At 63.2% G+C, this 25,005-nt stretch carries 22 protein-coding genes; 4 read left to right on the top strand and 18 right to left on the bottom strand.

The window, feature by feature from the left end; all coding sequences use genetic code 11:
- Nucleotides 1–2: 2 nt before the first annotated feature.
- The 10 genes from paaA to lysA all read right to left on the bottom strand — a co-directional run bounded on the left by paaA (nucleotide 3) and on the right by lysA (nucleotide 11,407).
- Complete coding sequence (paaA, locus tag P7F60_RS24680) at nucleotides 3–992, bottom strand: 1,2-phenylacetyl-CoA epoxidase subunit PaaA (RefSeq protein ID WP_277920356.1); 990 nt, start codon at nucleotides 990–992, stop codon at nucleotides 3–5.
- A gap of 296 nt (nucleotides 993–1,288) precedes the next feature.
- Nucleotides 1,289–2,149, bottom strand: coding sequence for a phenylacetic acid degradation operon negative regulatory protein PaaX (gene paaX, locus P7F60_RS24675; RefSeq protein WP_277920355.1), 861 nt, complete (start codon nucleotides 2,147–2,149; stop codon nucleotides 1,289–1,291).
- A 164-nt stretch (nucleotides 2,150–2,313) separates the two neighbouring features.
- Nucleotides 2,314–3,882, bottom strand: coding sequence for a D-aminopeptidase (locus P7F60_RS24670; RefSeq protein ID WP_277920354.1), 1,569 nt, complete (start codon nucleotides 3,880–3,882; stop codon nucleotides 2,314–2,316).
- Between the two features lie 2 nt (nucleotides 3,883–3,884).
- Nucleotides 3,885–4,394, bottom strand: a complete 510-nt coding sequence (locus P7F60_RS24665) for a L,D-transpeptidase family protein (protein ID WP_277920353.1) — start codon at nucleotides 4,392–4,394, stop codon at nucleotides 3,885–3,887.
- Nucleotides 4,395–4,405: 11 nt separating this feature from the next.
- Nucleotides 4,406–5,380 (bottom strand): oligopeptide/dipeptide ABC transporter ATP-binding protein, encoded by a 975-nt coding sequence (locus P7F60_RS24660; protein ID WP_277920352.1) that lies wholly within the window; start codon nucleotides 5,378–5,380, stop codon nucleotides 4,406–4,408.
- A complete protein-coding gene (locus P7F60_RS24655; protein WP_277920351.1) occupies nucleotides 5,377–6,393 on the bottom strand; it encodes an ABC transporter ATP-binding protein in 1,017 nt (338 codons plus the stop codon). The genes P7F60_RS24660 and P7F60_RS24655 overlap by 4 nt, the downstream gene beginning before the upstream one ends.
- A gap of 4 nt (nucleotides 6,394–6,397) precedes the next feature.
- A complete protein-coding gene (locus P7F60_RS24650) occupies nucleotides 6,398–7,294 on the bottom strand; it encodes an ABC transporter permease (protein WP_277920350.1) in 897 nt (298 codons plus the stop codon).
- The gene (locus P7F60_RS24645) at nucleotides 7,294–8,229 is read right to left on the bottom strand and encodes an ABC transporter permease (RefSeq protein WP_277920349.1); all 936 of its coding nucleotides are present in this window, start codon (nucleotides 8,227–8,229) and stop codon (nucleotides 7,294–7,296) included. Before P7F60_RS24645 ends, P7F60_RS24650 begins: the two co-directional genes overlap by 1 nt.
- A gap of 144 nt (nucleotides 8,230–8,373) precedes the next feature.
- On the bottom strand, nucleotides 8,374–9,957 hold the full coding sequence (locus P7F60_RS24640; protein ID WP_277920348.1) for an ABC transporter substrate-binding protein: 1,584 nt from the start codon (nucleotides 9,955–9,957) through the stop codon (nucleotides 8,374–8,376).
- 112 nt (nucleotides 9,958–10,069) lie between these two features.
- On the bottom strand, nucleotides 10,070–11,407 hold the full coding sequence (lysA, locus tag P7F60_RS24635) for a diaminopimelate decarboxylase (protein WP_277920347.1): 1,338 nt from the start codon (nucleotides 11,405–11,407) through the stop codon (nucleotides 10,070–10,072).
- A 118-nt stretch (nucleotides 11,408–11,525) separates the two neighbouring features.
- Between lysA and P7F60_RS24630 the strand changes: the two genes are divergently transcribed.
- Nucleotides 11,526–12,446 carry a LysR family transcriptional regulator gene (locus tag P7F60_RS24630; protein WP_277920346.1) on the top strand — a complete coding sequence of 307 codons (921 nt, stop codon included), beginning with the start codon at nucleotides 11,526–11,528 and terminating at the stop codon, nucleotides 12,444–12,446.
- Nucleotides 12,447–12,748: 302 nt separating this feature from the next.
- Here P7F60_RS24630 and P7F60_RS24625 read toward each other — a convergent pair whose 3' ends face one another.
- The 5 genes from P7F60_RS24625 to P7F60_RS24605 all read right to left on the bottom strand — a co-directional run bounded on the left by P7F60_RS24625 (nucleotide 12,749) and on the right by P7F60_RS24605 (nucleotide 17,665).
- On the bottom strand, nucleotides 12,749–13,723 hold the full coding sequence (locus P7F60_RS24625; RefSeq protein ID WP_277920345.1) for an FAD:protein FMN transferase: 975 nt from the start codon (nucleotides 13,721–13,723) through the stop codon (nucleotides 12,749–12,751).
- A complete protein-coding gene (locus tag P7F60_RS24620; protein WP_277920344.1) occupies nucleotides 13,704–15,911 on the bottom strand; it encodes a PepSY domain-containing protein in 2,208 nt (735 codons plus the stop codon). The genes P7F60_RS24625 and P7F60_RS24620 overlap by 20 nt, the downstream gene beginning before the upstream one ends.
- A 12-nt stretch (nucleotides 15,912–15,923) precedes the next feature.
- Entirely contained in the window at nucleotides 15,924–16,391 is a 468-nt protein-coding gene (locus tag P7F60_RS24615) for a DUF2271 domain-containing protein (protein ID WP_277920343.1), read from the bottom strand.
- A gap of 266 nt (nucleotides 16,392–16,657) precedes the next feature.
- Entirely contained in the window at nucleotides 16,658–17,173 is a 516-nt protein-coding gene (locus P7F60_RS24610) for a cytochrome b (protein ID WP_277920342.1), read from the bottom strand.
- A gap of 54 nt (nucleotides 17,174–17,227) precedes the next feature.
- Nucleotides 17,228–17,665, bottom strand: a complete 438-nt coding sequence (locus tag P7F60_RS24605; RefSeq protein WP_277920341.1) for a PepSY domain-containing protein — start codon at nucleotides 17,663–17,665, stop codon at nucleotides 17,228–17,230.
- A gap of 104 nt (nucleotides 17,666–17,769) precedes the next feature.
- On the opposite strand from P7F60_RS24605, the gene P7F60_RS24600 reads away from it, so the two are divergent.
- Nucleotides 17,770–18,429, top strand: a complete 660-nt coding sequence (locus P7F60_RS24600; protein ID WP_277920340.1) for a response regulator transcription factor — start codon at nucleotides 17,770–17,772, stop codon at nucleotides 18,427–18,429.
- Nucleotides 18,426–19,754: an ATP-binding protein gene (locus P7F60_RS24595; RefSeq protein ID WP_277920339.1), complete on the top strand. Its 1,329-nt coding sequence runs from the start codon at nucleotides 18,426–18,428 to the stop codon at nucleotides 19,752–19,754. Before P7F60_RS24600 ends, P7F60_RS24595 begins: the two co-directional genes overlap by 4 nt.
- Before the next feature lie 211 nt (nucleotides 19,755–19,965).
- On the opposite strand, the gene P7F60_RS24590 is transcribed toward P7F60_RS24595, so the two are convergent.
- Together P7F60_RS24590 and P7F60_RS24585 are read right to left on the bottom strand one after the other, a co-directional pair.
- On the bottom strand, nucleotides 19,966–21,945 hold the full coding sequence (locus P7F60_RS24590; RefSeq protein WP_277920338.1) for a cation-translocating P-type ATPase: 1,980 nt from the start codon (nucleotides 21,943–21,945) through the stop codon (nucleotides 19,966–19,968).
- A gap of 2 nt (nucleotides 21,946–21,947) precedes the next feature.
- Entirely contained in the window at nucleotides 21,948–22,643 is a 696-nt protein-coding gene (locus P7F60_RS24585) for a VIT family protein (protein WP_277920337.1), read from the bottom strand.
- A 537-nt stretch (nucleotides 22,644–23,180) separates the two neighbouring features.
- Here P7F60_RS24585 and P7F60_RS24580 point away from each other — a divergent pair.
- Nucleotides 23,181–23,543, top strand: coding sequence for a hypothetical protein (locus P7F60_RS24580; RefSeq protein ID WP_277920336.1), 363 nt, complete (start codon nucleotides 23,181–23,183; stop codon nucleotides 23,541–23,543).
- Between the two features lie 732 nt (nucleotides 23,544–24,275).
- On the opposite strand, the gene P7F60_RS24575 is transcribed toward P7F60_RS24580, so the two are convergent.
- Complete coding sequence (locus tag P7F60_RS24575) at nucleotides 24,276–24,878, bottom strand: class I SAM-dependent methyltransferase (RefSeq protein WP_277920335.1); 603 nt, start codon at nucleotides 24,876–24,878, stop codon at nucleotides 24,276–24,278.
- Nucleotides 24,879–25,005 lie beyond the last annotated feature (127 nt).

Genomic DNA, 25,005 nt, shown 5'->3' with positions numbered 1-25,005 from the left:
CACTATTCGGCAGCGCGGCGACCGGCGGCCTTTTCGGCATGAGCGGATAGCCCATCGCGGAACCAGGCGCCGTCGTTCCAGGCCTGTTTGCGCGCGTCGAGGCGTTCCGCATTGCAGGGGCCGTTGCCGGCGATGACGTTGAAAAATTCCGCCCAGTCCGGCTCGCCGAAATCGTGGCCGCCCTTTTCCTCGTTCCACTTGAGATCCGGGTCGGGAATGGTGAGGCCGAGATATTTCGCCTGCGGCACCGTCTGATCGACGAATTTCTGGCGCAGTTCGTCGTTGGAATTCTGCTTGATCTTCCAGGCCATGGATTGCGCCGAATGCACGGAAGCATCGTCCGAGGGGCCGAACATCATCAGCGACGGCCACCACCAGCGGTTCAGCGCATCCTGCACCATGGCTTTTTGCGCCGGCGTGCCCTTCACCATCTTCATCAGGATATCGAAGCCCTGGCGTTGGTGAAAGCTCTCTTCCTTGCAGATGCGCACCATGGCCCGCGCATAGGGGCCGTAGGAACAGCGCTGCAGCGGCACCTGGTTCATGATCGCCGCGCCATCGACCAGCCAGCCGATCGCGCCGATATCAGCCCAGCTCAGCGTCGGATAGTTGAAGATCGAGGAATATTTCGCCTGTCCGGCATGGAGCTGCTCATACATCTCGTCACGGCTGACGCCGAGCGTTTCGGCGGCGCAGTAGAGGTAGAGGCCGTGGCCGGCCTCGTCCTGCACCTTGGCGAGCAGAATCGCCTTGCGCTCCAGGGTCGGCGCGCGGGTGATCCAGTTTCCTTCGGGAAGCTGGCCGACGATTTCCGAATGCGCGTGCTGGCTGATCTGGCGCACCAGCGTCTTGCGATAGCCCTCGGGCATCCATTCCTTCGGCTCGATCTTCTGGCCGGCATCGATGCGTTCCTGGAAGGCGCGCTCCTGCGGCTCCATTTCGTCGAGGAGCCGGACGCGGGCGGCATCGGTCTTTACCATCTGGGCATACATGGACTTTCCTCCTCGATGGCGCGTGCCGGATCATCGGCGCGCATTGCCGACAGCCGTCGGTCATGACGATCAACGGATATGCGAACGGCATCGCGGATAAAGGCTTCGGACACGCGGTTTCCTCCCTGTATCCAAGGCTGGCCATCATTTCCTCGAATGATTGACCGACCGATCGGTTATCTATTTAGCATTCGACATGTCACAAATCAACGGAAACTTATTCGTATTTTGTGATGTGTCCTTTTGCCAGCTCATAACATAGCACAAGAGGCCCACTTTCCTGGGAAAAATCGTCCTCAGCCGAGTTCGGCGAGCAGCGCCAGACGGCGCAGGGTTGCCTCGCTCGCCTCCGGCAAGGGGCCGTCCGCGGTTACGAAATGGCGGGCGACATGCCGGTCCGCCTGCGGCGACAGGCGCAGATAAAGCGCGGAAAACAGCCGCCGCGCCGCCTCCCCCGGCCAGTCCGCCGGCAACGCCGTCTGCGGCAGGCGCGGATCGCGCAACACGACGAGACGGAACCGATGCACCAGCACCAGGCGGGCGACGAGGCTTTCGGCTGCGCCGAGCCGCGCGCCGCCGGCAAGCAGATCGGCCAGCCGCTCGAAGCAGCCGAGAAAGCGCCGATAGGCATCGGCATGTTCAGCCAGGTTCCAATAATCGGCGGCGAAGGCTCCCAGATCCCGCTCACCGCTCACCATCTCCGCCCGGAAGACGACGGCCGGCTGCTTCAGCGCCGGCAGGGCGCGCGCGCCGACAGCAAGCCGCGGCCCGAGCCGGGCGTGTCCCGCCCGCTCCAGCATCTGCATCGCCTCCTCGGGCGCCGGCCCGGTGAGTTGCACGAAATGCCAGTCCGCCTCCTCCGGCGGCCCGAAGAGCAGGCGGGCGGCGGCGGCAAATTCCGCACGCGCCGGCGCGGCGAGACGGTAGAAACTGCGCCGCCCCTCACGCTCGCCGGAGAGCTGCCCGGCAGCGACGAGGCGCGAGACGGCGGTGCGCACCAGCGTCTCGCTGATGCCGACCTCGGCGCAGGTTTCGATGAGATTGCCGGTCCAGACGACCCCGCCGCGCGGCTCCACCACGTCGCCATAAATGGTGACGATGAAGCCGGCCGCCTTCAGCGGGCTCTCCTCGAGGATATCCTGCAACCACGCCGCCAATGCCGATCCGCTCCCCTCAAAACCGTACCGGTTTTAACCCTAAAGCATTTCCAGCCGAAGCGGGATCGCTTCGGCGTCAGACAATGCGGAAAAACCAAAAAGATAGAGCAAAGAGCGGTCGCCGGGAAGCCGGGGGCGGCGGCGCCATCCAGTCCAAGGCGGGATCAGTGTTCGATACGGTAATCGATATTGCGGGCAAGCCAGCATCCAAGCGTCAGGCCGGAAATCCCTTGGGGCGAATTGCGCCTGATCCGCACCGTCCAATCTCCCGGCGGAGCCGCATCCATGGAGCGGCGCGTGGTCACGATCCAGAGATCTTCCGCCAGGGGATACATGCGCTCCATGGGGCCTTGGCCGAGCATGCCGGCGAAGCCGACATAGGTGGCGCCGTCGCGAAACTCTATCGTCAGCCGTGACCCATTCTCGTCGCAGATGTAGGAACCGGCAATCTCCCCGCCGTCCGCCCATGCCACCGGGGTAACCGGTTTCGCAAGGACGACCAGATTTTCTGCGGGACGCTCCATGATCAGTCCACGCTCATCCCAGCGAAGCACCGCATCGCGCGCGCGCGCCGATCCATCCGCCAGAGGCTTGCACAGGCTGGCGGCCGTCGCATAGTGCAGCCGCACGCCGTCCTTCTGTTCTTCCGTACGGAGATAAAGACCCTGGACCTCATCCAGCCAAAGACCGGACCACCCCTCGGCCGGGACGACATCCTTATCCTCTTCGGTACGGCAATCGAGCGCGGCTTCCATCAGCGACCAGGCAGCCCGCATCGCGCTCGCCTCGTGGTTGAACAGAACGACGATCGAAAGTCGCTCGGAAGCGATATGCATGCGGTAGGAGCAGAAGCCGCGAAGACCGCCGCCATGAACCGTAGCCTGATAGCCGCCGATCCGTTCGCGCCGTATCCCGTAACCATATGAAGCCGGCGTTCCGTCTGCAAAGGAGACCGGAATGCTGATGCGGTTGTAAAGGCTTGCCGGATCGCCGCGCGTGGCGTCGATATGGCGCTCCCATGCCAGCATATCGTCGAGCGAAGCGGAAATGCCGGCATCGCCGAACCAGAAAATGCGGTTCGTGGCCGGCAGGAAACCGACTGTGTCATTGCCCTCGTAGCCGACGACGCCATCGAGCGGCCGAGATGTATCAGGCGCAAGGACCGCGCCACTCATCGCCGCCGGTTCGAAAATCCGCTCCCGCAGCAACGCGCCGAAATCCCGGCCGCTGGCCCGACGGATCATTTCCGCCAGAAGACGGAAATTGCCGTTGCTGTAGGAATAGCCTGATCCCGGAGCGAAATGCCCGGATCGCGCCTGCGACAGTAGGCGCAAGCCATCCTCCTCGGTGAAGACATCCTCCGGGGCTGCTCCTTGCAGCACGGTCAGCGCCCAATAATCGCGCAGACCCGATTGATTGTGGCAGAGATCGGCCACTTTCGGCAGCGGCCCCTGAAAATCCGGCAGCAGTTCCGGCAACAGCGGATCGAGCGCTTCCGGGTCGCCGAACATGTCGAGCAGCAATGCGCAGGTCATGTGCTTGGACATCGAGCAGATCGGCAGGCGGGTCGCCGGGGTCATCGGCCGGCGCCCCTCCATGTCGGCAAAGCCCCAGGCGCGGCGGGCGATCACCTTGCCGTCCTTGACCACGCCGGCAACGCCCGCCGGACCACGGTAACGATCGGGCAGCAGGTTCAGCGCATGTACCAGAGCGGCGTGACGGATATCGGTCATGATCAACCTGTGAAGCAAAGTCTCGTGCCGGGCCTGGCCATCGCGAGAAATTCCCGCAGGTCTTCGAGCGTGAGCGCGGCGCAGCCGGCGGTCGGACCATAATTCTCGCTGGCGACATGCAGAAAGATGGCGCTGCCGGCCCCCGGGACCACCGGGTCGTCGTTCTGCCCCAGGACCACGACGATGTCGTAAAGGCCGTCGGCGCGCCACATCTCCTCATGGCTGGCGTCGAAAGGCAGGCGTACCTGGCGATTGTAGTCGCGATGATCGGGGGCGTCGCACCAGCCGTCCTGCGCATCGATGGCCACCGTCTCGAACACAGAGACGGGCGCGGCGTCGAGTTTGTCGGCGCGGTAGAACACCTTGCGGATCGGCCAGCAACCGATGGGGCTGACGCCATCGCCCTCGACCTTCTCGGCCCGGATGCCGCCGCGGCCGACCGCCGCCTTCCAGGCCTTGTCGCCATAGCGGGCCTGCCAGCCATCGCCGACGCGTTTCACGACCAGATCCATTTCCATCTCCATTACGTTTCCAGCGGAAAATGACAGGCGATCGTCCGGCCGGCCCGCTGCTGCGGGGCGGGATCCTCGACCCGGCAGATATCCCTGGCAAAAGGACAGCGCGTATGAAAGCGGCATCCCGAAGGCAGGTTCATGGGGCTTGGAATTTCACCCTTGAGCACGGGCCTTTCGCGGCCGCGCTGACGCGGGTCGGCGACCGGCACCGCCGAAATCAGAAACATCGTGTAGGGATGCAGGGGCTGGGCGAAGATCTCCTCCGTCCGGCCCACCTCCACCAGGCGGCCCAGAAACATCACGCCCACCCGATCGGCAAATTGCCGCACCACGCTGAGATCGTGGGTGATGAAGAAATAGGTAAGCCCCAGTTCCTCCTGAAGATCGGACAGCAGGTTCAGCACCTGCGCCTGGATCGAAACGTCGAGCGCGGACACGGACTCGTCGCACACCACGAGATCCGGGCTGTTGGCAAGGGCGCGGGCAATGCCGATGCGCTGGCGCTGCCCGCCGGAAAACTGGTGCGGATAATTGCGTAGATATTGCCGGCGCAAACCCACCATCTCAAGAAGCGCGCCGCAACGCTCGCGGATCGCCTCGGCCGAACCATAGCCATGGGTGCGCAACGGCTCGCTCAGGATTTGCTCGATACGCATGCGCGGATTCAGCGAGGCATAGGGATCCTGGAACACGATCTGCAGCTTCTTGCGCAAGCTGCGCATGCCGCTTTCGTCCAGCTCCGTCAATTCCTGCCCGCGATAGCGGATCGTGCCCGAGGTCGCGTCCAGCAGGCGCAGCATGACCCGGCCCAGCGTGCTCTTGCCGCAACCCGATTCACCGACCAGGGCGAAAGTCTCGCGTTCATAGATATCGAGCGAAACGCCATCGACGGCGCGTACCGTGCGCGAACCCCTTCCAAAGAGCCCGCCGCCCACGGGATAATGCTTGTTCAGATCCCGGGTGGAAAGCACGATGTCGTTCACGATGCCGCTCCTTCTGCACATGTCGCCGGCGATGACGCATGCAGCCAGCAGCGCGCCACATGTCCCCGACCCAGCTCCGCAAGGCCCGGCGGTTGCTCGCAGACCGGCATGGCGTCGCCACAGCGCGGGCTGAAACGGCAGCCGGGCGGCAGCTTCGCCAGATTGGGCACCATGCCCGGAATGCTGGGCATCCGCTTGGTCGCCCGCGCGGCGCCCGCCTTGGGAATGGATGCCAGAAGTCCTCTGGTATAGGGATGGGAGGGACGTTCGAAGAGATCGAACACATCGGCCTGCTCGACGATCTGTCCGGCATACATGACGTTCACCTCGTCGCACATTTCGGCGATGATGCCGAGATCGTGGGTGATCATGATGATCGCCGTGCCGACGCGGTCGCGCAGGTCCAGCATCAGCTTCAGGATCTGCGATTGCGTGGTCACGTCGAGAGCCGTGGTCGGCTCGTCGGCGATGAGCAGCTTCGGCTCGCAGATCAGCCCCATGGCGATCATGGCGCGCTGGCGCAGCCCGCCCGAAAGCTCGTGGGGATAGGCCTCCAGCCGTGCTTTCGGCTCCGGTATGCCGACGAGTTCGAACATTTCCAGGACGCGATCGCGGATCGCCCTGCGCCCGAGACCGTGATGGACCGCCAGCGGCTCCCCGACCTGATCCCAGATCTTGCGAACCGGATTGAGCGAGGTCATCGGCTCCTGGAAAACCATCGAGATCTCGTTGCCCCGGATGCGGCGCATTCCATCCGGCGAAAGCGTCGCCAGATCGGTCCCGTCCAGCAAGATGCTTTTCGCGCTGACCTGCCCCTGCGGTCTCGGCACGAGGCCCATCAGCGAGAGCGCGGTCATGCTCTTGCCAGAGCCGGACTCGCCCACGAGCCCGACGATGCGTCCACGCCCCACGTCGAAGGAAATGTCGTCGAGGACGCGGACATTGCCGCGGCCGCCGCGAAACTCGGTGCGCAATTCGCGCACGCTCAATATTGTGTCGGTTCGCGATATCATCGGTTCAGTCCTTCATGGAGGGATCGAGCGCATCGCGCAGACCGTCACCGATAAAGTTGAAGGCAAGCACCGTCAGCAGGATCGCAATCCCCGGCGAGATCGCCACCAGCGGCGCCTGAAACAGGTACTCCTTGCCTTTGGCGACCAGCAGGCCCCAGCTCGCTTCGGGCGGCTGCACGCCCACACCGAGGAAGCTGAGGCTCGATTCCCACATGATCGCTTCGGGGATCGACAGCGAGAACAGCACGATCAGCGTCGGCACCACATTCGGGAAAATATGGCGCAGCATGATCGTCGGCCGCGACGTGCCGCCGGCGTGGGCGGCCTCGATGAATTCCTTCTGCTTCAACGCCAGCGTCTGCGCACGCACGACACGCGCCACGCCGGCCCAGCCGACCAGCGCCAGGGCGAGGAAAATGTTGAGAAGATTGGCGCCGAGCGTATACATCACCACCATGGCGAGCAGCAGCGAGGGAAAGGCGATCATCATATCGGCAAGCCGCATCACCGTGAAATCCGTGCGCCCGCCGAAATAGCCGCTGAGGATGCCCAGAACGGTGCCGATCATCAACGAGAGAAGGCTCGGCACGATGCCGACCACGAGCGAGATGCGCGCGCCATAGAGGATGCGCGTCAGCACGTCCCTGCCGAAATTGTCGGTTCCGAGCCAATAGGTCGCGGAGGCGGGCAGCAACTGTTCGTCAAGCGCCACGCGATAGGGATCGTGCGGACTGATCCATGGAACGAAGATCGTCGACAGCACCAGCAGCACGACGAAGGCCAGCCCCGCCATTGCCATGCGATTCCTGCGAAACGCCCGCAGGCTGTCGCCGAGGAAACTCGCCTCTTCGATGGTTTCCGGGGCGCTTCCGACGATTACGGACTCGACGGGCATGCTCATCAGACGTCCCTCTTCATCTCGGAGCGAATTCGGGGATCCAGAACGGAATACAGAATATCGGCGATCAGGTTCCCGAGAATGACCAGCGCGGTGGCGAACAGCACCGAGCCCTGCAGCAACGGCATGTCGCGGGATTGAATGGCGTTGACGGAAATACGCCCCACGCCCGGAATACCGAAGATCGCTTCGGTGATGACGGCGCCCGACAGAAGCGTCGCCACCTGGATTGCCATGATGGTCACAACGGGAATCAGCGCGTTCTTCAGCGCGTGCCGGGAAATGACGCGGACCTCGCGAAGACCCTTGGCGCGGGCCGTGCGGATATAATCATGACGCATGACTTCCAGCAGGCTCGAACGCGTGAGACGGGCGATGACCCCGGCCGAACTCCAGCCAAGCACGACAGCGGGCAGAATGAGGTATTTCCAGCCATAGAAGCCAGACACCGGCAACCATTTCAGCTTGAGCGCGAAGATATACTGCATGAGCAGCGCCGACCAGAAGATCGGCATCGATACGCCCAGCAGCGAAAAGCCCATGAAGAAATTGTCGAGCAGGCTGTCGCGGCGCACCGCCGACAGGATACCGGCGGGAATTCCGACGATCCAAGACACGGCGGCGGCGCAGCCGGCCAGCAGAAGCGTGGCCGGAAACGCGGTCAGGATCAGGGAGGTCACGCTGCGGTTGAGCTTGATCGACATGCCCAGATCACCGTGCAGCGCATCCCCGAGGAAACGCAGGTAGCGGGTGATCAGCGGATCGTCGAGATGCATCTGCGCCCGAAGCCGCTCGATGACGTCGGCGCTCGCATGTTCCTTCATCATCAGCGCCACGGGATCGCCGGGCACGACATTCAACATGACGAACAGGATGGCTGTGATCCCGATCAGCACCGGAATCGAGACGGCAAGGCGTCGAATGACGAAGATCAGCATCGGCGGTGGGTTCTCCGGTCGGCGGTCCGGGGGGAGCGGCGAGGCCACGGGCGTCACACGCCCGCGGCCCGGATCAGGAAATTGAATACTCAAATCCAACTGGATCCCGAGCAAGGCGGATAGCAGGAAACGTCTTGCCCGACCTTACTCGACCTCGACCTTGTAGTAGCTCATATCGCTCCAGCCGTTCCACGGAACGACGAAGTTCTTGACCCGCTTCTGCACGACGAAGCTGTGGTCGAGGCTGAACAGCGGCACCCAGGCGGCATCCTTTTCGACGATTCTCGTTGTCAGCTCCTGGTAGAGCTTGCAGCGGGCGGCTTGGTCCGTCATTCCGCGCGCCTTGTCGAGATCCGCGAATACCTGCGCGTCGTCATTGTTGTAGGCCCGGACCTTGCTGCCGCTCTGCGAGAAGAACGTGTAGAAGAAATTGTCGGGATCGTTGAAATCCGCCGACCAGACCTGGGTGTAGGCGTCCGTCTCGCCCGCCTTTCGCGCCGCCAGATAGGCGGCTTCGTCGGTGGTGACGATATTGGCCTTGAACCCGGCTTCGGCGACCTGCGCCTGGATGATCTGGTTCATGTCAGCCCATTTCGACGACCAGCTGGAGACCTGCTGCAGGTTGATCTCGACGCCATCGGGATAGCCGGCCTCTGCCAGCAGTTGCTTCGCCTTGGCCGGGTTGTGCTCGATGGGGGCGGCGGGCGAATAGCAGACCAGGCCGCGCGGCATGACGCCATCCTCGAGCTTGCCCTTGCCGTAGAAATTCTTGTCGAGGATGGCCTGGCGGTCGATGGCCATCTGGAAGGCGCGGCGGACCCGGACGTCGTCGAACGGCTTTCTCTTCTGGTTGATGTTGTAATAGTAGAGCCCGACGCGCGCGCCAGCGCGGATCTGGGACTTCCATTGATCGTTTCCGTAGAAATAAGGAGTCTGCGTCGGTGCATAATCCAGGTCGAACACGTCGATTTCATCCGACTCGAACAGCATGCGCAGGGTTTCGGAATCGGATACGACACGCACCAGCAGGCGGTCGAGCTTCGGCCGGCCGCGGAAATAGTTGTCGTTGGCTTCGAGCATCTGGCTGTCGTTCAAGGTATAGTCGCGCAGGATGAACGGGCCGGTGCCGTTGGTCGTCTCCGGGGTGAGACCGAACTTGTCGCCGGCGGCCTCGGTGAAGGCCCGATTGTAGATCGAAGCCTGTGGGCTGGCCAGAAGCGCGAGGAAGGCGGCATAGGGCTGGCTGAGCTGAATCTGGACCGTGTACTTGTCCAGCGCTTTCACTCCCGAGACGCTATCGGCCTTGCCATCGAGCCGGTCCTGCGAACCCGCCACGAAGGTGAAGATATCGCTGCCGAGCGCCTTGGTCGCCGGATTGAGCATCCGGTCGATCGTGTAGACGACGTCGTCGGCGGTCAGTTCGGCGCCGTCGTGAAACTTCACGCCCTGCCGCAGATGGAACGTATAGGTCAGGCCATCGCCGGAAATCTCCCATTTCTCGGCAAGGCCGGGCACCAGAGCGGATTCGCCGGGGCCGGTCGTTTCGGCTTCGACCAGGCGGTCGAAGATGTTCAGCGGCAGCGTATAGGCATCCGATGTCATCTGGGCATCGGCGGTCTTGGGATCTTCCGTATAGGATACCCGCAGCATGTTCTCGGCAAGCACGGGGGAGACCAGGGCAAGGCCGACCAGGCCGGTTGCCAGCAAAAGCTTCATCTTGTTTTTCACGTCACACCTCTTGGCGGTTTTGTCCCCGGCAAACAGCCGGCGCAGACCTTGATAGCGACTTCTCTGAACCTCCCGGGCGTGTCGCACAATCCCGGGATTTGCCTGTCGGCGCCTAACCGACAGGATTTTTTTTGCTGTGCCATGCCTCCGGCTGTTCCAGTTGCAGAGCATCCGCAATCGTCGCTCGCCGCCGGACCACCCGGAACCGCTCGCCATCCACCAGCACTTCCGCAACCAGGTCGCGGGAATTGTAGGTGGAGGACATGGCCGCGCCGTATGCGCCGACATTGTCGAACACCAGAAGGTCGCCGGCGAGCACGGTCCCGAGCCCTTCATATTTGCCGAAGTCATCCGAGCTTTCGCATATCGGGCCGACGATACGGCAGACGTCGTCGCTGCCCGGTTCCACGGCGCGCGCAGGCCCATCCGTCAGGACCGGATGCCGGGCGCTGTAAAGCGCCGGGCGCATGAGATCGTTCATGGCGGCGTCGATCACCGCAATCGGCGTGCCCGCGCTTTGCTTGACGTAGAGAACCTCGCTCGCCAGCACCCCTGTCCGCCCGGACAGCCAGCGGCCCGGCTCGATATTGAGCTTGCAACCGAGATCGCCGACGGTCGCGGCGATGATCGCCGCGTACTCCGCCAGATCCGGCCCGGCCTGGATGTCGTCTCCGATCCCCAGCCCACCGCCGAGGTCAAGCCGTTCGACGGAAAACCCGTCGTCACGCAAACGGCGCACCAGGCCCGCCAGCGCCGACCAGGCGTCCCGAAAGGGCGTGAGATCGAGTATCTGCGAGCCGATATGCACGGCCAGGCCGACCATGCGCAATTCGGGCCGCGCCGAGGCCGCCGCGTAAAGCGCGGGAATCTCGCCGATGGCTATTCCGAATTTGCTGTCTTTCTTCGCGGTGGTGATCTTGGCATGGGTGAGCGCATCGACATCGGGATTGACCCGCAGGGCAATGGGCGCGCGAATCTGCGTTTCGCGGGCGACTGCCGCGACGATGTCCAGTTCCGCCTGGCTTTCGACGTTCAATTGATAAACACCGGCCTCGAGCGCGCCATGGATCTCCGCGCGTGTCTTTCCGACGCCGGAGAAGATGATGCGCTCCGGCGGCGTTCCCGCCGCCAGCGCGCGCGCCATCTCGCCGCCGGACACGATATCCATGCCACAGCCTTGGCGCGCCAGTTCCGCCAGGATGTTGATGTTGCTACATGCCTTCACGGCAAAACAGATCGAAACGCCTGATGCTGCAACCGCCGCCTTCAGCCGCGCATAATTGTCACGCAGCGCGCCGGCGGAATAACAATAGAAAGGCGTGCCCACGACATCAGCGATGTGATGGAGCGGTATGTTTTCGGCGTGCAGTCGGCCGCCCTCGCCCCGTTTCAGCCACCGGCGAGACATGTCCTTGATGTTCATATGAGAAAGAGTACTCGCGTCGGTCATGATGTTTCATTTCGATGTTTTCGCTCTGTGAAGCTTTCATATCGTTCCATGATTCCATAATGCTTTCTTTCATTCTTTTATTCATTTCTGATATGGATCGAGACGAGGAGAATTCGCCTTGAAGCTCAGCCAGCGACAAATCGAGGTTTTCAACGCCGTGATGATCAACAAGAGCGTCACCGCGGCCGCCCTGCAACTGGGCAGCTCGCAGCCCACTCTCAGCCGGGAAATCCGCGAGATGGAACAGCGTCTCGGTTTCGAACTGTTCCAGCGCTTCGGGCGACGGCTTACGCCGACGGAACAGGCGGCGCTCCTGCACGAGGTTGTGGTGCGTTCCTTCGTCGGGCTGGACGAGATCAATCGCGCGGCAAGCGCCATCCGCACCCGCAGCGCCGCCAATTTTCGCATCGCCACCATTCCCGCCTATGCCGAATCGATCATTCCGCAGGCGATCCGGCTCCTCCTGCGCGCGCGACCGCCGATCCATTTCTCGATCCATTCGCACGAGGAGCCCTCATTGCTCCAGGAAATGACGACCCAGGTTTTCGATCTCGGCTTGACGGAGAGTTTGACCGAGCGCAGAGGGGCTGCGATCGAAACCATTCTCGCAGGCGACATGGTCTGCGTCCTGCCGCCCGGTCATGGCCTCGCCCGGCAGAGGATGGTGACGCCGATGGATTTTACCGGTCAGCCCTTCATCTATTTCGGCCAGAACGATCCCTACCGTCACAAGCTCGATGATGTATTTTCGTCCGCAGGCGTCGCGTGCAATTATGCTGCGGAAACGACCACCGCAGCCAGTGTCTGCGCGATGGTCGCCCTCGGCATGGGGATTTCGGTCATCAATCCCCTGACCGCTGCCAGCCATATGGGCCGCGATGTGGTGTTTCGCAGGCTCTCGGTCTCCGTACCCTATGTCCTGTCCGTCTGGCGTCCGGCCCACAGCACCCGTGCAGCCCAGGCGAAAAAATTCGTAGCCGCGCTGCACAGCGCAGCGGCGAACATGTCGACCAGATTGGCAAAAGTCCTCGACGCGTGACTAAGGCTGACGGTGCGCAAGCGCGGCGGCTGGAAACAAGCGCTCGGCACACGCGCACAGATGCTGATCCCGATAGCCGTCAATGACAGTTGGCCGAGATGTTGATGACCTGTTCGTCTGTGACACGGTTGGGCTTCATTCCCTGGTCCTTTCAATGGGCCAGAGCTTACTTCAAAATGGATTATTTCAACGGGGCAGTGTCAGAGGCAAACGCCATGCCTCGCGCCTTCCAAACCGCCTGACACAGCAGGTGGACATTCCATGGTGCCGGTGCCCTGCGACGGCCTCGATATACTCGTCGGTCATGTCAAATTGGGATTCCGGCCTATCGAGAAGAGCGGTCCTGTCGCCATCGGCTGAAATCCGCCAGAGGCGTCGCGCAGCAGAAACAGTACGTCGAGGCCGAGGCGCCAGGCGACTTCTATCCCGGGCGTCGGGCCGAGGACCATCAAGGCGGTCGCCCACGCATCGGCTTCGGCGCAGCTTCGCGCAACGACGGTAACCGAGGCAGGCGATGACAGCAGCGGTGCGCCGCGCCGCGGATCCATGGTGTGCGAGAGGCGGCGGCCGTTCACGACGGTCCAATGCCGGTAATCGCCAGAGGTGGCGACTGCGGCGTCCTGCAAGGCGAGCATCGAGTGTGGTGCACGACGGGCTATGTCGGGACTTTCTATGGCGACGTTCCACGGTTCGTCGTCGAAGCCCAGGCCGAGCGCTCTCATCTCGCCGTCAATTCCCACGAGGCCGGAAGCAATGTCGAAGCGGGACAACGTCGCCGCCAGTCGGTCGACGGCATAACCCTTGGCGATGCCATTCAGGTCGATCGAAATCGGCGCGTGCTTTCGCACCTTCGCATGAACAGGATCGAGCTCGACCACGGCGTGGGCGGGTTGGCGTGATGTCCCCAGCGCATCCCGGATCAGGTTCCGGTCAGCCGCACAAGGGCCGAAGCCCCAGGCGTTGACAGCATCGCCCACGCCGATATCGAAAGCCCCGCCGGACGCACGACCGATTTCAAGCGCCAAGCGCAGCACGTCTGCCAGACGCGCCGGCACCTCGATCCAGTCGCCGACGGGACCAGCATTCAACAGCATCAGAGCGCTGTCGGGCTTCCAGATGGACATCTCAGCGTCTATCTCGTCCATTTCCGCCTGAAGAGCATTGTGAACTGGTTTCGGGTCGATCCCTGCCACCGCATAGAACAGCGCCGACCAGCGCGTTCCCATGGTCGCTCCGTTGAGCGTGTGCCTGATCGGATCAGTAAACATCTTCGACATAGCGCCCCTCCGCCTTGAGCAGGGCCGGCGTCAATCCGGCTGGCGCGAGAATCTTGGCAAGCGCCGCCGAGACGCCGCCGGCCATGTCGCGTCCACCACAGACCATGATGCGCGCGCCGCCGCGGATCAGGGCCGCGATCTGGGCGGCGTCCTCAAGAAGGGCGTGCTGGACATAGCGCGGCATCCGCCCGCGCGAGCAGGCCCCGACGAGCTGACGAAGGCGCCCTTCGCGGCGCCAGCGCGTCAGTTCGTCCTTGTAGAGGAAATCGCTGGCAGGATGACGCATTCCGAAGAACAGGTGGATCGGACGGCGGCGCGCATTGGCGCGCACGAAGCCCGCCAGCGGCCCTATCCCTGTTCCAGCTCCGAGCAGGATCAGCGGTGTCCTGCTCCTGCCGGCATGGAAGCCGGGATTGGTTCGGATGAATGCGCGAACGGCACATCCTGGCTCCAGATTGAAGAGCTGTCCGGAACAGAGCCCGGCCGGATGCTTCTTCACGACGATCTCGACGAAGCCGTCGCGCCGCCCCGAAGCCAGCGAATAGAACCGGGGAACGGGCGAGCCCTCGGGCAGCACGCCGAGAAGGTCGCCCGCCGAAAATCGACCGAAGCCGCGCCCCACCAACCGATGCCAGAGCGAGACTTTGGGCAGGGCGAACCGCAGGATCGCCGTAGACGCCTGTACCTCCGCCCCGTATTCGCGTCGCGAGACGAGGGTCAGAGAGCAGGCCATCCGCAAGGCCGGCCGATGGACAAGCTCCAGCCCGATCCTCAGCGACTCACCCAGCGATCGTCCCCAACGGGCAAAATCCTGCGGCGACTGGCGGTCGACAGTGTCATTTGGGATCAGCATGTTCCACCCTCGCGCCTCGGCGGTCCTGGCGACGTCCTGGGCAAAGGCGCAGTAGGCCGGGAAGCTGCGGTCGCCAAAGCCGAGGACGGCCATCGGAATAGCCGGTTCTGCCGGCGAGGTTTGCAGGCGATCGAGGAACCCCCGCGCCGAAGCGGGCGCATCGCCATCGCCATAGGTTGCCGCAAGGATGACAATGCGCCGGGCATGCCGGTAACGCTCAGGATCGAAAGACGACATCGGCGCGGTGTGAACCGCCTGCCCGATCTTCGTCAGTGCAGCATGCAGCGTCGCAGCGAAGCTCCATGTGCTGCCGCTCTCGCTGCCGACAAGCAGGATCGTTTCTGCACGCCCAGCCGTTGCATTGCCATGAATTCGGGGGCGCCCGCGCCGACCCGCCAGCCACAGGACGAGACCGGTGCCCGCCATCGCCGGCACGCCGAGTCCCATCATGCCGAGCACGAGGCCCAAGGCAGCCGCGCCTCGACCGGTATGCAGCATATGGATGGTCTCCGAGAGGCGCTGCCACCCGGTCAGGTCGCTCCAGGCGAGCAGCGCGCCGGTGCCGTGATGCAGATAGCCCGAGCCGCGATCGGTCTTGAGCGTGAAGACATCCGTCGCATCGGCCGGATCGGGAAACACCAGGCTGCGCAAATCAGCGACCAGTGTCCGTTTCAGCAGGTCCATTTGCGATGCGGCCATGCCGGTCCGACCGCTTGCCTCGATCCGGGCGACGGGAGATATGGCCGCGTCGGGAAGGAGATCGAATGTCGACGCCGTCATCCACAATGCGGTGACCGAGGACAAGACGAGGCCTGCGGCGGCGACGCGTGCGATCTCGACATGCAATCGTCCGGGGAGCGGCCCGCGTATCGGCGCGAACCATCGCCGCCAGCCGCCGGCCCTGCGCGCGACGAGCATTGCGCCAGACACAGCCAGGACCAGCATGGCCGCAGCCCCCGCTGCCGCCGCGATGCGCCCGCCGTCACCGAGAAAGAGCGACCGGTGCAGGCCGGTAAGCCACTGCTCGACAGCATTCGGATCGCTGGAGCCGACACCCAGCCCTGTTGCGGGATCGATGAGGGCGGCCTGAGGCACATCATCCTCGAACCAGTAGGCGGTGATCTCGCCGGAGGGCGCGCGGCGGATCTGTTCTATCTGAGGGTGGACGGTGAGGATGCGGCCGGCCAGCGTCGCGACGGAAAGTCCGGCCTCGGCCTGCGGGGCGGACAACCGTTCGGCGGCAGGAAACAGCGAGAGCGCCGCGCCGCTTAGACTGAGGACAAACAGCAAAAGAGCGGCAAGAAGGCCCGGCCAACGATGAAGGACACGGATCATGTCGTCCACCGCCTAGAAGGAGTAGGCAACTGTCGAGACGTAGCGTCGACCGCGAACAGACGCCTTTGCGCCCGCAGTGGTCAGGGGAACGGCCACCTCGTTGGGGCTGTCACGCATATCCTCCACGGCAGCGTCGGCATGCAGCATGTAACCCGCGTCGAAAAGCGCATCGGCAAGGTCGAGCGAGATCTCCAGCGTGCGCCCCGCACCGACGCTGGCCCCGGTAATGCCGTCGACACCAGCGCGGCCGCCAGTGGCGCGATACCATCCCGATAGATGCTCGTAATATTTGGACTTTCCGCCAGCGACCCAGAGCGTGCCAGCATATTTGCCCTGGGGATCGGTGACATAGAGCGCGAGATACGCGCCGTCGCCGCCATAGTTGGTCAGCGTTGTGGTCAATGTCACCGGCCGGGCCATGGCGAGGCCGGGCAGCGTGAGGGCGGTTGTCATGACGAGAACTGCGAGAAGCGATTTCATGTCGGCTTGCCTTTTGCGAGGAAACGGTGTCCGGGTCGTCACAGAGCGCCGACCCGTCCTCGTCACTGTGGCGAAGACGCCTGAGGGCTGCCTGACGGTCACCGGGATTTTCCGTCAGCACTTCGTCAGGAAGCATCGGACACGGTCAGGTCCGCAGCAGATGCAGGAGCGGCCGGCCTGTCGGCAGGCCAACCGCAAAAGCTCCGGGGACTGAACAAGACGGCAACCGGCCACGCCCCGGTCGAGCGCGTGTCTCTGCCGCTGCGTCAGCGAGGTGACATCCGCTGCAACGTCCCGTCGCGCAGGACGTACTGGTGCCAGACTGCCACCGCGGCATGCAGTCCGGCGAGGTAGAGGATGATCGTGCCGGCATTCTCATGAATGTCCGCGATCAGGCCCGGTTTCCCCTGCACCCGCTCGGTGATCGCCGGAAGCTGGAAGCCGAAGAAGGAAACGGGAACACCGAGGCGCGAGGCGGCGTACCAACCGCTCAACGGCAGGGCAATCAGGAACAGATACAGCAGCGCATGTCCGGCTTTGGCGGCAAGGGCGAGACGGCTATTGGACTGCGGCGCGTCCGGGGTTCCGCCCACAAGGCGCAGGATCAAGCGCGGAAGCACCAGGACGAGCACGGCCAACCCGAACGAGAAATGCAGCAAGGGCGGGTTTTCGGCCATATGGCGGCCTCCCGTGGAGGTCAGCCAGGCCCCGAGGATCAGCAGGGCCGTCAGCCAGTGGATGACGATCATACTTCTGGAATAACGGGCCGGATCATGAGACATGGCGGGATCTCCTTGCGACGGTCGCAGTGCTTGAGCGACAGCGAGATGGGATTGCTACTTGATGGTGGTTTTGGGCCGCACGGTCGTCCCGAGCAGGGTGTTGGAGGATGTCCCGCCTACGGCATCGTTCTCCGAGGCTGGCGGCTGCTGACGCCTCGATCCGTGACGGTCGTCATCGCGGTCCCTGTGCCGGAACTTGACGATTTCGAGGGTCTCCGGATCGATCTTGGCCTTGAAAGCCAAGCCGTTCCGGTCGGTTCCCCGGACTTCGTAACAGCCATCGTCGATCTTGATCCTGGCAACGGTCCAGCCTTGACCGGCGGCCATTGTTTCGACCGCTTCCCGCGGCTTCCATCGATCCATCGAGACATGGCAATCGTCGTCGTCAGCCTTGGCGATACCGGGACCGGAGAACGCCAGAGCGAGGATCGCGGCCAGCAAATGTTTCATCGTTTCATTGTTCCTGATCAACGCGCTTTCGGGGGAAACCATGGCACGCTCTCCTGACGAACGCCTGAAGCGGCGATGGGCCGATCTTCAGCAAACCGACAGCATCGGACGCTAGGCAGGAGGATGGCGAGACGGGTGACCCTGGGATGAGAGTTCTACTGATCGAAGACGATGCAATCCTCGGAAAGGCCGTGCGCGAGCAGGTCGCCGCCCTCCACTCGGTGGACTGGGTGACACGGCTCGATGCAGCGCGCGCACATCTCCAAAGCGCGGCATACGATCTCATCCTGCTCGATCTGATGCTCCCCGACGGATTGGGCATCGCCTTTCTCAAAAAGCTCCGAGCCGAGGGCAGCGTGATGCCCGTCATCATCCTGACGGCGCTCGACCAGATCTCCGATCGCATTGCGGGCCTCGACGCGGGTGCCGACGACTATTTGATCAAGCCCTTCGATCTGTCCGAGCTCTCCTCCCGGCTGAACGCCGTGGCGCGGCGGTACAGCGGCAATCCGAACCCTCTGATCGAGATCAGTGACCTGCGCGTCGACCTCGCAGCCCGCACCGTGATGCGGGGTGCTCGGCCGGTGGAGCTTACCGGACGCGAATGGGCGCTGTTCGAGGCATTTCTTCAGCGGCCCGGCATCGCGATGACCAAGACGCAGCTCGAAGACAGGCTCTATGCCTTTGGCGCCGAGGTCGAGAGCAATACGATCGAGGTTCACGTCAGCAGACTGCGCAAAAAACCCGGCCATGGCGTGATCGATACCGTACGGGGCATCGGCTATCGTCTGGGAACGGCAGGATGATGCGGCTCCGGAGCCTGCAATGGCGGCTCTCGCTGTGGCTGGGGCTAGGGTTGATCGTGCTGTGGGCCGGCGCCGCTCTCGTGACCGCGCAGATGCTTCGTCACGAAATGGACGAGGTGTTCGACAGCGCCCTTGAAGAGACGGCGCAACGCATCCTGCCGCTCGCGGCGATCGAGATCATCTGTCGCGATGCCGACGACAACGAACAGCGCGTTGCGACGCTCCGCCAGCACGATGAGTATTTCACCTATGTCGTGCGCGATGCGTCGGGCAAAGTGCTGCTGCGATCGCACAGCGCGGACCTCGCTGTGTTCCCGCCATTTTCCGGGATGGGCTTTGCCTCGACGCAAACGCACCGCCTGTACTCCGACGCAGCGCTCCAGGGAAATCTGACCGTCACGATCGCGGAGCCCCTGTCGCATCGGCGGATGGCCGCCCGGCAGTTGTTGCTCGGGCTAAGCCTGCCGCTAGCCGTGATCGCCCCGCTCGGATTGATCGGCATCTGGATCGTCGTGCGGCTGTCCATGACTCCGGTGCGAAATTTCCGGTCGCAGATCGAGGCACGCGGCGAAGGTGATCTGACGCCCATCGCCGCGGAGGACCTGCCTTCGGAGATCGGCCCCGTCGCCAAAGCGGTCAATCACCTTCTGGACCGGTTGACGCGTACTTTGCGGGCCGAACGCAGCCTGGCGGCCACATCGGCCCATGAGCTGCGTACACCGGTGGCGGCGGCACTGGCGCAGGCCCAGCGGATGATCGCACAAGCCCCGGACGGCGCCACGCGCGAGCGCGCCGAGGACATGCAGACGGCCTTGCGGCGTCTTTCTCGCCTGACGGAAAAACTCATGCAACTGGCCAGAGCCGAGGGGGGCCGCCTTCTCGCCGAGGCGCCTGTGGAAATCGGCGCCATCCTTCGGATGGTCGTGGCCGAGTTCGATGGGCAGGCCGATACGGCAGGGCGTATCGGCCTGACGCTGCCGGATGCACCGGTGTTCGCAAGCATCGACGCCGATGCCTTCGCCATCCTTGCCCGAAACCTGATCGAAAATGCCCTCAAGCATGGCGCGCGGGACGAACCGGTCGCCGTCGCGCTGTCGGCAGACCGTTGTTTGCGCGTCGCGAACGCGGGCCCGGTCGTGCCTGCCGAAGTGCTTGCGCGGCTGAGCGAGCCGTTCGAGCGCGGTCAGGCCCTGGTGCGGGGCGCGGGTCTCGGGCTCGCCATTGCCCGAACCATCGCTGGCGGTACAAACGGGCGGATCGAACTGCTATCTCCCGCAAGCGGCAGAATTGACGGGTTCGAAGCAGGATTTTTCATCGACAAATGATCGTCGACATCAACGCCGGATGCCCAAAGGCAAGAACCGGGGATAGGAATACCGACGCCGTGCTGTCGCCTTGCGGCATCGCTTTCGATCGGCTTGTCGGATGGACCCGCGCGCGGATGGCAGCCCGCCCCCTCGATTGCAGAGACATGGCGCGCCTGGGATCTTGGGGATGGGAAGAACCCGTTGGCCAGGGCTCGGCACGAAGCCTGACTCATGGCTCGGCAGGCGAAGTCGCTGGCGATCCCGATGAACGGCCTGATCGATCTGGAATCACAGATCGGCCGGGAAGGCGGGCATTCGCCTCAGCGGTGCGGATCCTATCCGACAAAAGACGCAAGCCGTTCAACACGACCAGGACAGTGCCGCCCTCGTGTCCAATCACCGCCAGAGGAAGCGGCAGATCGAAGAACAGGCTGCCCATCACCAGCAGCACCATCGCGCTGATCGCAAACCCGAGATTCTGTCGGATGATGGCGGCCGTCCGACGTGCAAGCCGGTGCGCATCAGCCAGCTTTTTCATATCCTCTGACAGCAGGGCGACGTCAGCGGCCTGAAGCGCGACGTCCGACCCGGCTGCTCCCATGGCGATGCCGACATCGGCCCGGGCCAATGCAGCGGCATCGTTCACGCCATCGCCCACGAACGCGACCTTGCCACCGCGTGCGAGCTCTGCGACCTGACGCACCTTGTCCTGAGGCAACATCTCGGCGTGAACTTCATCGGGTGCAAGGCCGAGCTCTGCGCCAATGCGCAACGCCACCGGCTTGCGGTCGCCTGTCATCATGACGATGCGGTTTACGCCGCTGGCACGCAGTGCGGCCAGCGCCGGGGCGGAACTGGCCCTTGCCTCGTCCGCCACGCTGACGGCGCCGAGAACAGTCGAACCTCGACCCAGATAGATTACGGTCTGGGCGCTGTCGGCGAGTTCCCGGAATGCGACATGATCCAGCGCAGCGCCCGCCCGCTCGGCGAAGCGGGCATTGCCGGCCCATATCGGGCCGGACGCATCGCGGCCTGCGATACCTGCGCTGGGATGCGACGTCACGTCGATGACCTTTGCTGGCTCGATGCCGTGAACCAGCGCCTCCCGACGGATAGCGGCAGCGATATGATGCTCGGATTGAGCTTCCAGCCCGGCAAGGAGTGAAAGGAAAGCGCGATCCTGGCCATCGAGGGCGACAATGCGCGTCACCTCGGCCCGCCCGTTGGTCAAGGTCCCGGTCTTGTCGAAGGCAAAGCTATCGACGGCCGCGAGCGTTTCGAGCGCGCCGCCCCCCTTGAACAATACGCCGCCACGCGCCGCCGCGGAGAGCGCCGACAAGATCGCCGCGGGGACCGAAATGACGATCGCGCAGGGACTGGCGGCGACCAGGAGCGTTGCGGATTTGTAGAGGGCCTGCTCCCAGTCACGGCCGAGCCAGTAGAAAATCGCAAGGGCCAGTGCAGCCCCCAGCAAAACACCGATGGTATAGCGCTGGCCGAACCACGCGCTGAATCGCTCGGAGGGTGCCTTTGCTTCCTGCGCCTCGGTCACGAGTTGGATCATGCGTGCGATCGTGCTGTCGCCGACCGTCCTGGTGACCGTGACATTGAGAACCCCGTCAAGATTCACGGTCGCCTCGAAGACCTGGTCGCCCGGTTCCTTCGATACCGGCATGGACTCGCCGGTGATGTTGGCCTCGTCGATACCGCCACGGCCATGCAGGATCACACCGTCGGTCGGGACACGGGCGCCCGGGCGCAGCACCACCACATCGCCGACGGCAAGCTCCGCAGCAGGAATTTCCACCGTGACGCCGTCTTCGCCCTTGCGGAAAGCCGTTTCGGGGCGGAGCGCCATCAGCGCCTCGACAGCCCGGCGTGCCCGCCCCAAAGCCTGATGTTCGAGTGTGGTCGAAACGCTGAAGAGCGTCAGCAACACGGCGCCTTCGAACGGTGCTCCGACGATGGCCGCAGCCACGGCCGCGACGACCATCAGCAGATCGATGTCGAGGATATGATCGCGCCACAACGCCGTCAGGGCGCTCCCGGTGGCTGGAAGCCCGCCGGCGAAATAGACTACCGCCAGACCGGCAGATCGCAGAGCCGAAAGCCCTTCCAACGGTGGCCAGGTCCCGATTGTGGCGAGAATCATTCCGAGGACTGCCACTGCGGACATGACGGTCTGGAAATCGAACGATACGCGCTTCATCGTCACACCACCCGGCCAATCAAAGAGCCGATCAACGCGGTCGAGGCCATCGCGACGGCGCCCCAGAACACCACCCTGGCGGTGGGCTTCCAGATGCTGGCACCGCCAGCCCGGGCGCCGATTGCGCCGAGGATGGCAAGACCGATGAGGCAAGCAACAGATACGGTCCATGCGGCCGTTCCCGCCGGCGCAAGCAAGGCGGCAATCAGCGGCAGAGCTGCGCCCGCCGCAAACGTGACCGCCGACGTCAGCGCGGCCTGAACGGGTCTCGCCATCACATGGCTCGCCAGCCCGATTTCATCCCGCGCATGGGCTTCGAGGGCATCCTTGGCCATCATCTGTTCGGCGACCTGTCGCGCCAATTCCGGCGTGACGCCGCGCTGTTCATAGATCGCAGCAAGTTCGATCAGTTCGGCCTCTGGCTGCGTCGCCAGTTCGTGTCTTTCCTTCGCAAGGTCGGCTTCTTCGGTGTCAGCCTGCGAGCTCACCGACACATATTCGCCGGCCGCCATGGACATCGCCCCGGCGACGAGCCCGGCAACACCCGCCAGAAGGATCTCGTGCGTTGCGTTGGTGGCGGCGGCTACTCCGACGGTCAGGCTCGACGTCGAGATCAACCCGTCATTAGTCCCCAGCACTGCGGCCCGGAGCCAGCCTATGCGCTCGATGAGATGATTTTCCTTGTGAAGGGCGCGCATGAATGGTGCTCCGAGCAGTCGGCTCTTGTTCGTTCCGAGGTGGTGCCGCGCAAAGGGGGAGCCATCCGAGGCACATCGAGTTGATGTGCCTACTTTAGAAGTATTCTAAAATATAAAAAATCACAAGATGCCAAAAGCCGCGATCAGTCCTTCGGCTATGCTCGTTCAGCGACCATTGCGGGTGCAGAGCGCGTTGCAAGCGCCGCTGGCACCGCATGGCTCACCCGGATTAAACCGTCGATGAGCCATGCCACGAAGGCAAGATTGCCGGGGAGCGACGACCCCAGAATCGCGAGAGATTGGGTTCTCTCAAAGACCAACGACGACGGTTGCCGTTGCACGAGCTTGCGAACCGAGACCCAAGGCCGAACCCAAGCTGATCTCCGCCGGATCGCCGCCGATGACGTCGAGCCAGAGCTCGTGCAGTCGTCGGTCAACTCACGGAGTTTGGGTCACGGCCTGGCAACGTGCAACTATTTGATTGCACAATGGCGCCTGGTTATGGTGCAACCAAATCATTGCACTATAGGAGGCGTGGTGAGCGAATTCGACCGCATCGTGAAAGACATCGTGCTGCGCGCGCCGGTCGAGCGCGTTTGGCACGCCATCACCGACATTGCCGAGTTCGCGCAATGGTTCGGAGTCAAGCTTGGGCAGCCTTTTGCTCCGGGTCAGACCATAACCGGCACGTTCGAGGGTGATTTGACCAAGCGTATGTCAACCAGTGCCAGGTTTCGTTCGGGCTTGAGCCTACGGCCACACGGCTACCCGAACCGAATACTGTCTTCTGTACCGTCGAACGGATGGAGGCGCCCAGCCTTTTCAGTTTCCGCTGGATTCCCTATGGCATTGATGTCGAGTGCGATCCTGCGGGAGAATCCCTCGTTGAATTTCGTCTGAAGACGATTGCCGAAGGCACAGGGCTGACAATCACGGTACGTATGATAGATTCGGCAGCGGGTTTCATCCTATCGCTCCGAATTCCTCGTCGAAAGAGAATGCCAAATCCCTGCCGCGATAGCTCCGGCCGCGATGCAAATGGCGATCCCAATCGGCGTGTTGCCACCAATGTAACCGAACGCAGCGCCGACTATCACGCCTAGCAGGATTCCCCAGACCAATTTGCTCGCCATCGTGCATCTCCAGCTTAGCAATACGAAAGCGCTTCTTCTTGCACGACCCACCAGATCGACTGATAGCGGCTTAGAAGAGACCCGTACCCGCTCCCACGTCGCTGCGTTCTTTCTGCGGTTACGGGCAACGAATGCTTCGAGCGTCATAGGGCAAACGAGAACCTTGGGGCTGGGTTCCCCAATGAAGCGACTCCGATGCTACCTTCTTTAACGTCTGGCTACGGCGCTCGAAGTCGTCGCGTGCCGTCACCGTCACGCCCAAAGGATCGGCCGAGTTGAAGAAACAGCTTGGCGTTGACATAGCGGATTGAAACTGTCGTGCTTATCCTGAGACCTGCATCCCGTCCGCAGCGGCCTGGAATCCGTGCCGCGCCGTGTCGCAAAAGTCAGTCGCCCACGTTTGACTTTCGCACCTGGGTTTTTTCGACAGATTTTTCCCTGAAAAATCACCGCCGGCGATCTTGTCGGGAAACTCCGGAATGGCGCGACACCCTCACGGCTACCGCTGACGCGCCAGCCAGACCGTGCGCCCGCCGCAGTCAGGGTCTTCCGCAACATGGGCCACGACATCAAAGCCATTCCGGTCGAGCAGCAAGCGGTATTCGTCGGGGTCGAGGCTGGCATGATAGAGGGGTTCCCCTTCCAGCGTGCCTATAGCTTCACCAAAGGCGGGACCGCTGGTGAACAGCAATGGTGCCTCCGGTTCGGCATGGTCGCGGAAAATGGGAAACATCATACGCTGATCGTGAGGCGCAAGGTGAAAGAAGCTGTCCCAAGCGATCAGCCCGCCAAATCTCCGATCCAGTTTCAGCGAGCGCATATCCGCCACGTCCGCTGTCTCGCCGGGCAGATTGGCCCGGAACAGGGCGATCATCTCGGGCGAACCGTCCACGCCGGTAACCGGATGGCCTCTGGCGGCAAGGAAGCGGGCGATGGGCTCGCCTGATCCGCATCCAATGTCGAGCACCGCCGCCCCTCGCCGCACCATGTTGGCAAACCGCTCGATCCATGCGCGCTCTGACAGGACCGTGCCGCGCGCGGTTGTCCATGCACCAGCATGGCGACGATAAAGATCTATGATGCGGGCGGCCACGTCGATCATGGTCTTACTGTCGATTTCCTGTTTCCGGTGTCGCAAAACTCCCGAAGCCTTTAACATCGTGGAGGCCTCGCCCCGGACTTGAACCGAGGATATGAGGACTTGCAGTCTTCGGCGTAGCCAGTCCGCA

Source organism: Rhizobium sp. YJ-22, assembly GCF_029601685.1.
GTDB lineage: Bacteria > Pseudomonadota > Alphaproteobacteria > Rhizobiales > Rhizobiaceae > Metarhizobium.
This window is presented reverse-complemented; position numbering and strand designations above follow the sequence as displayed.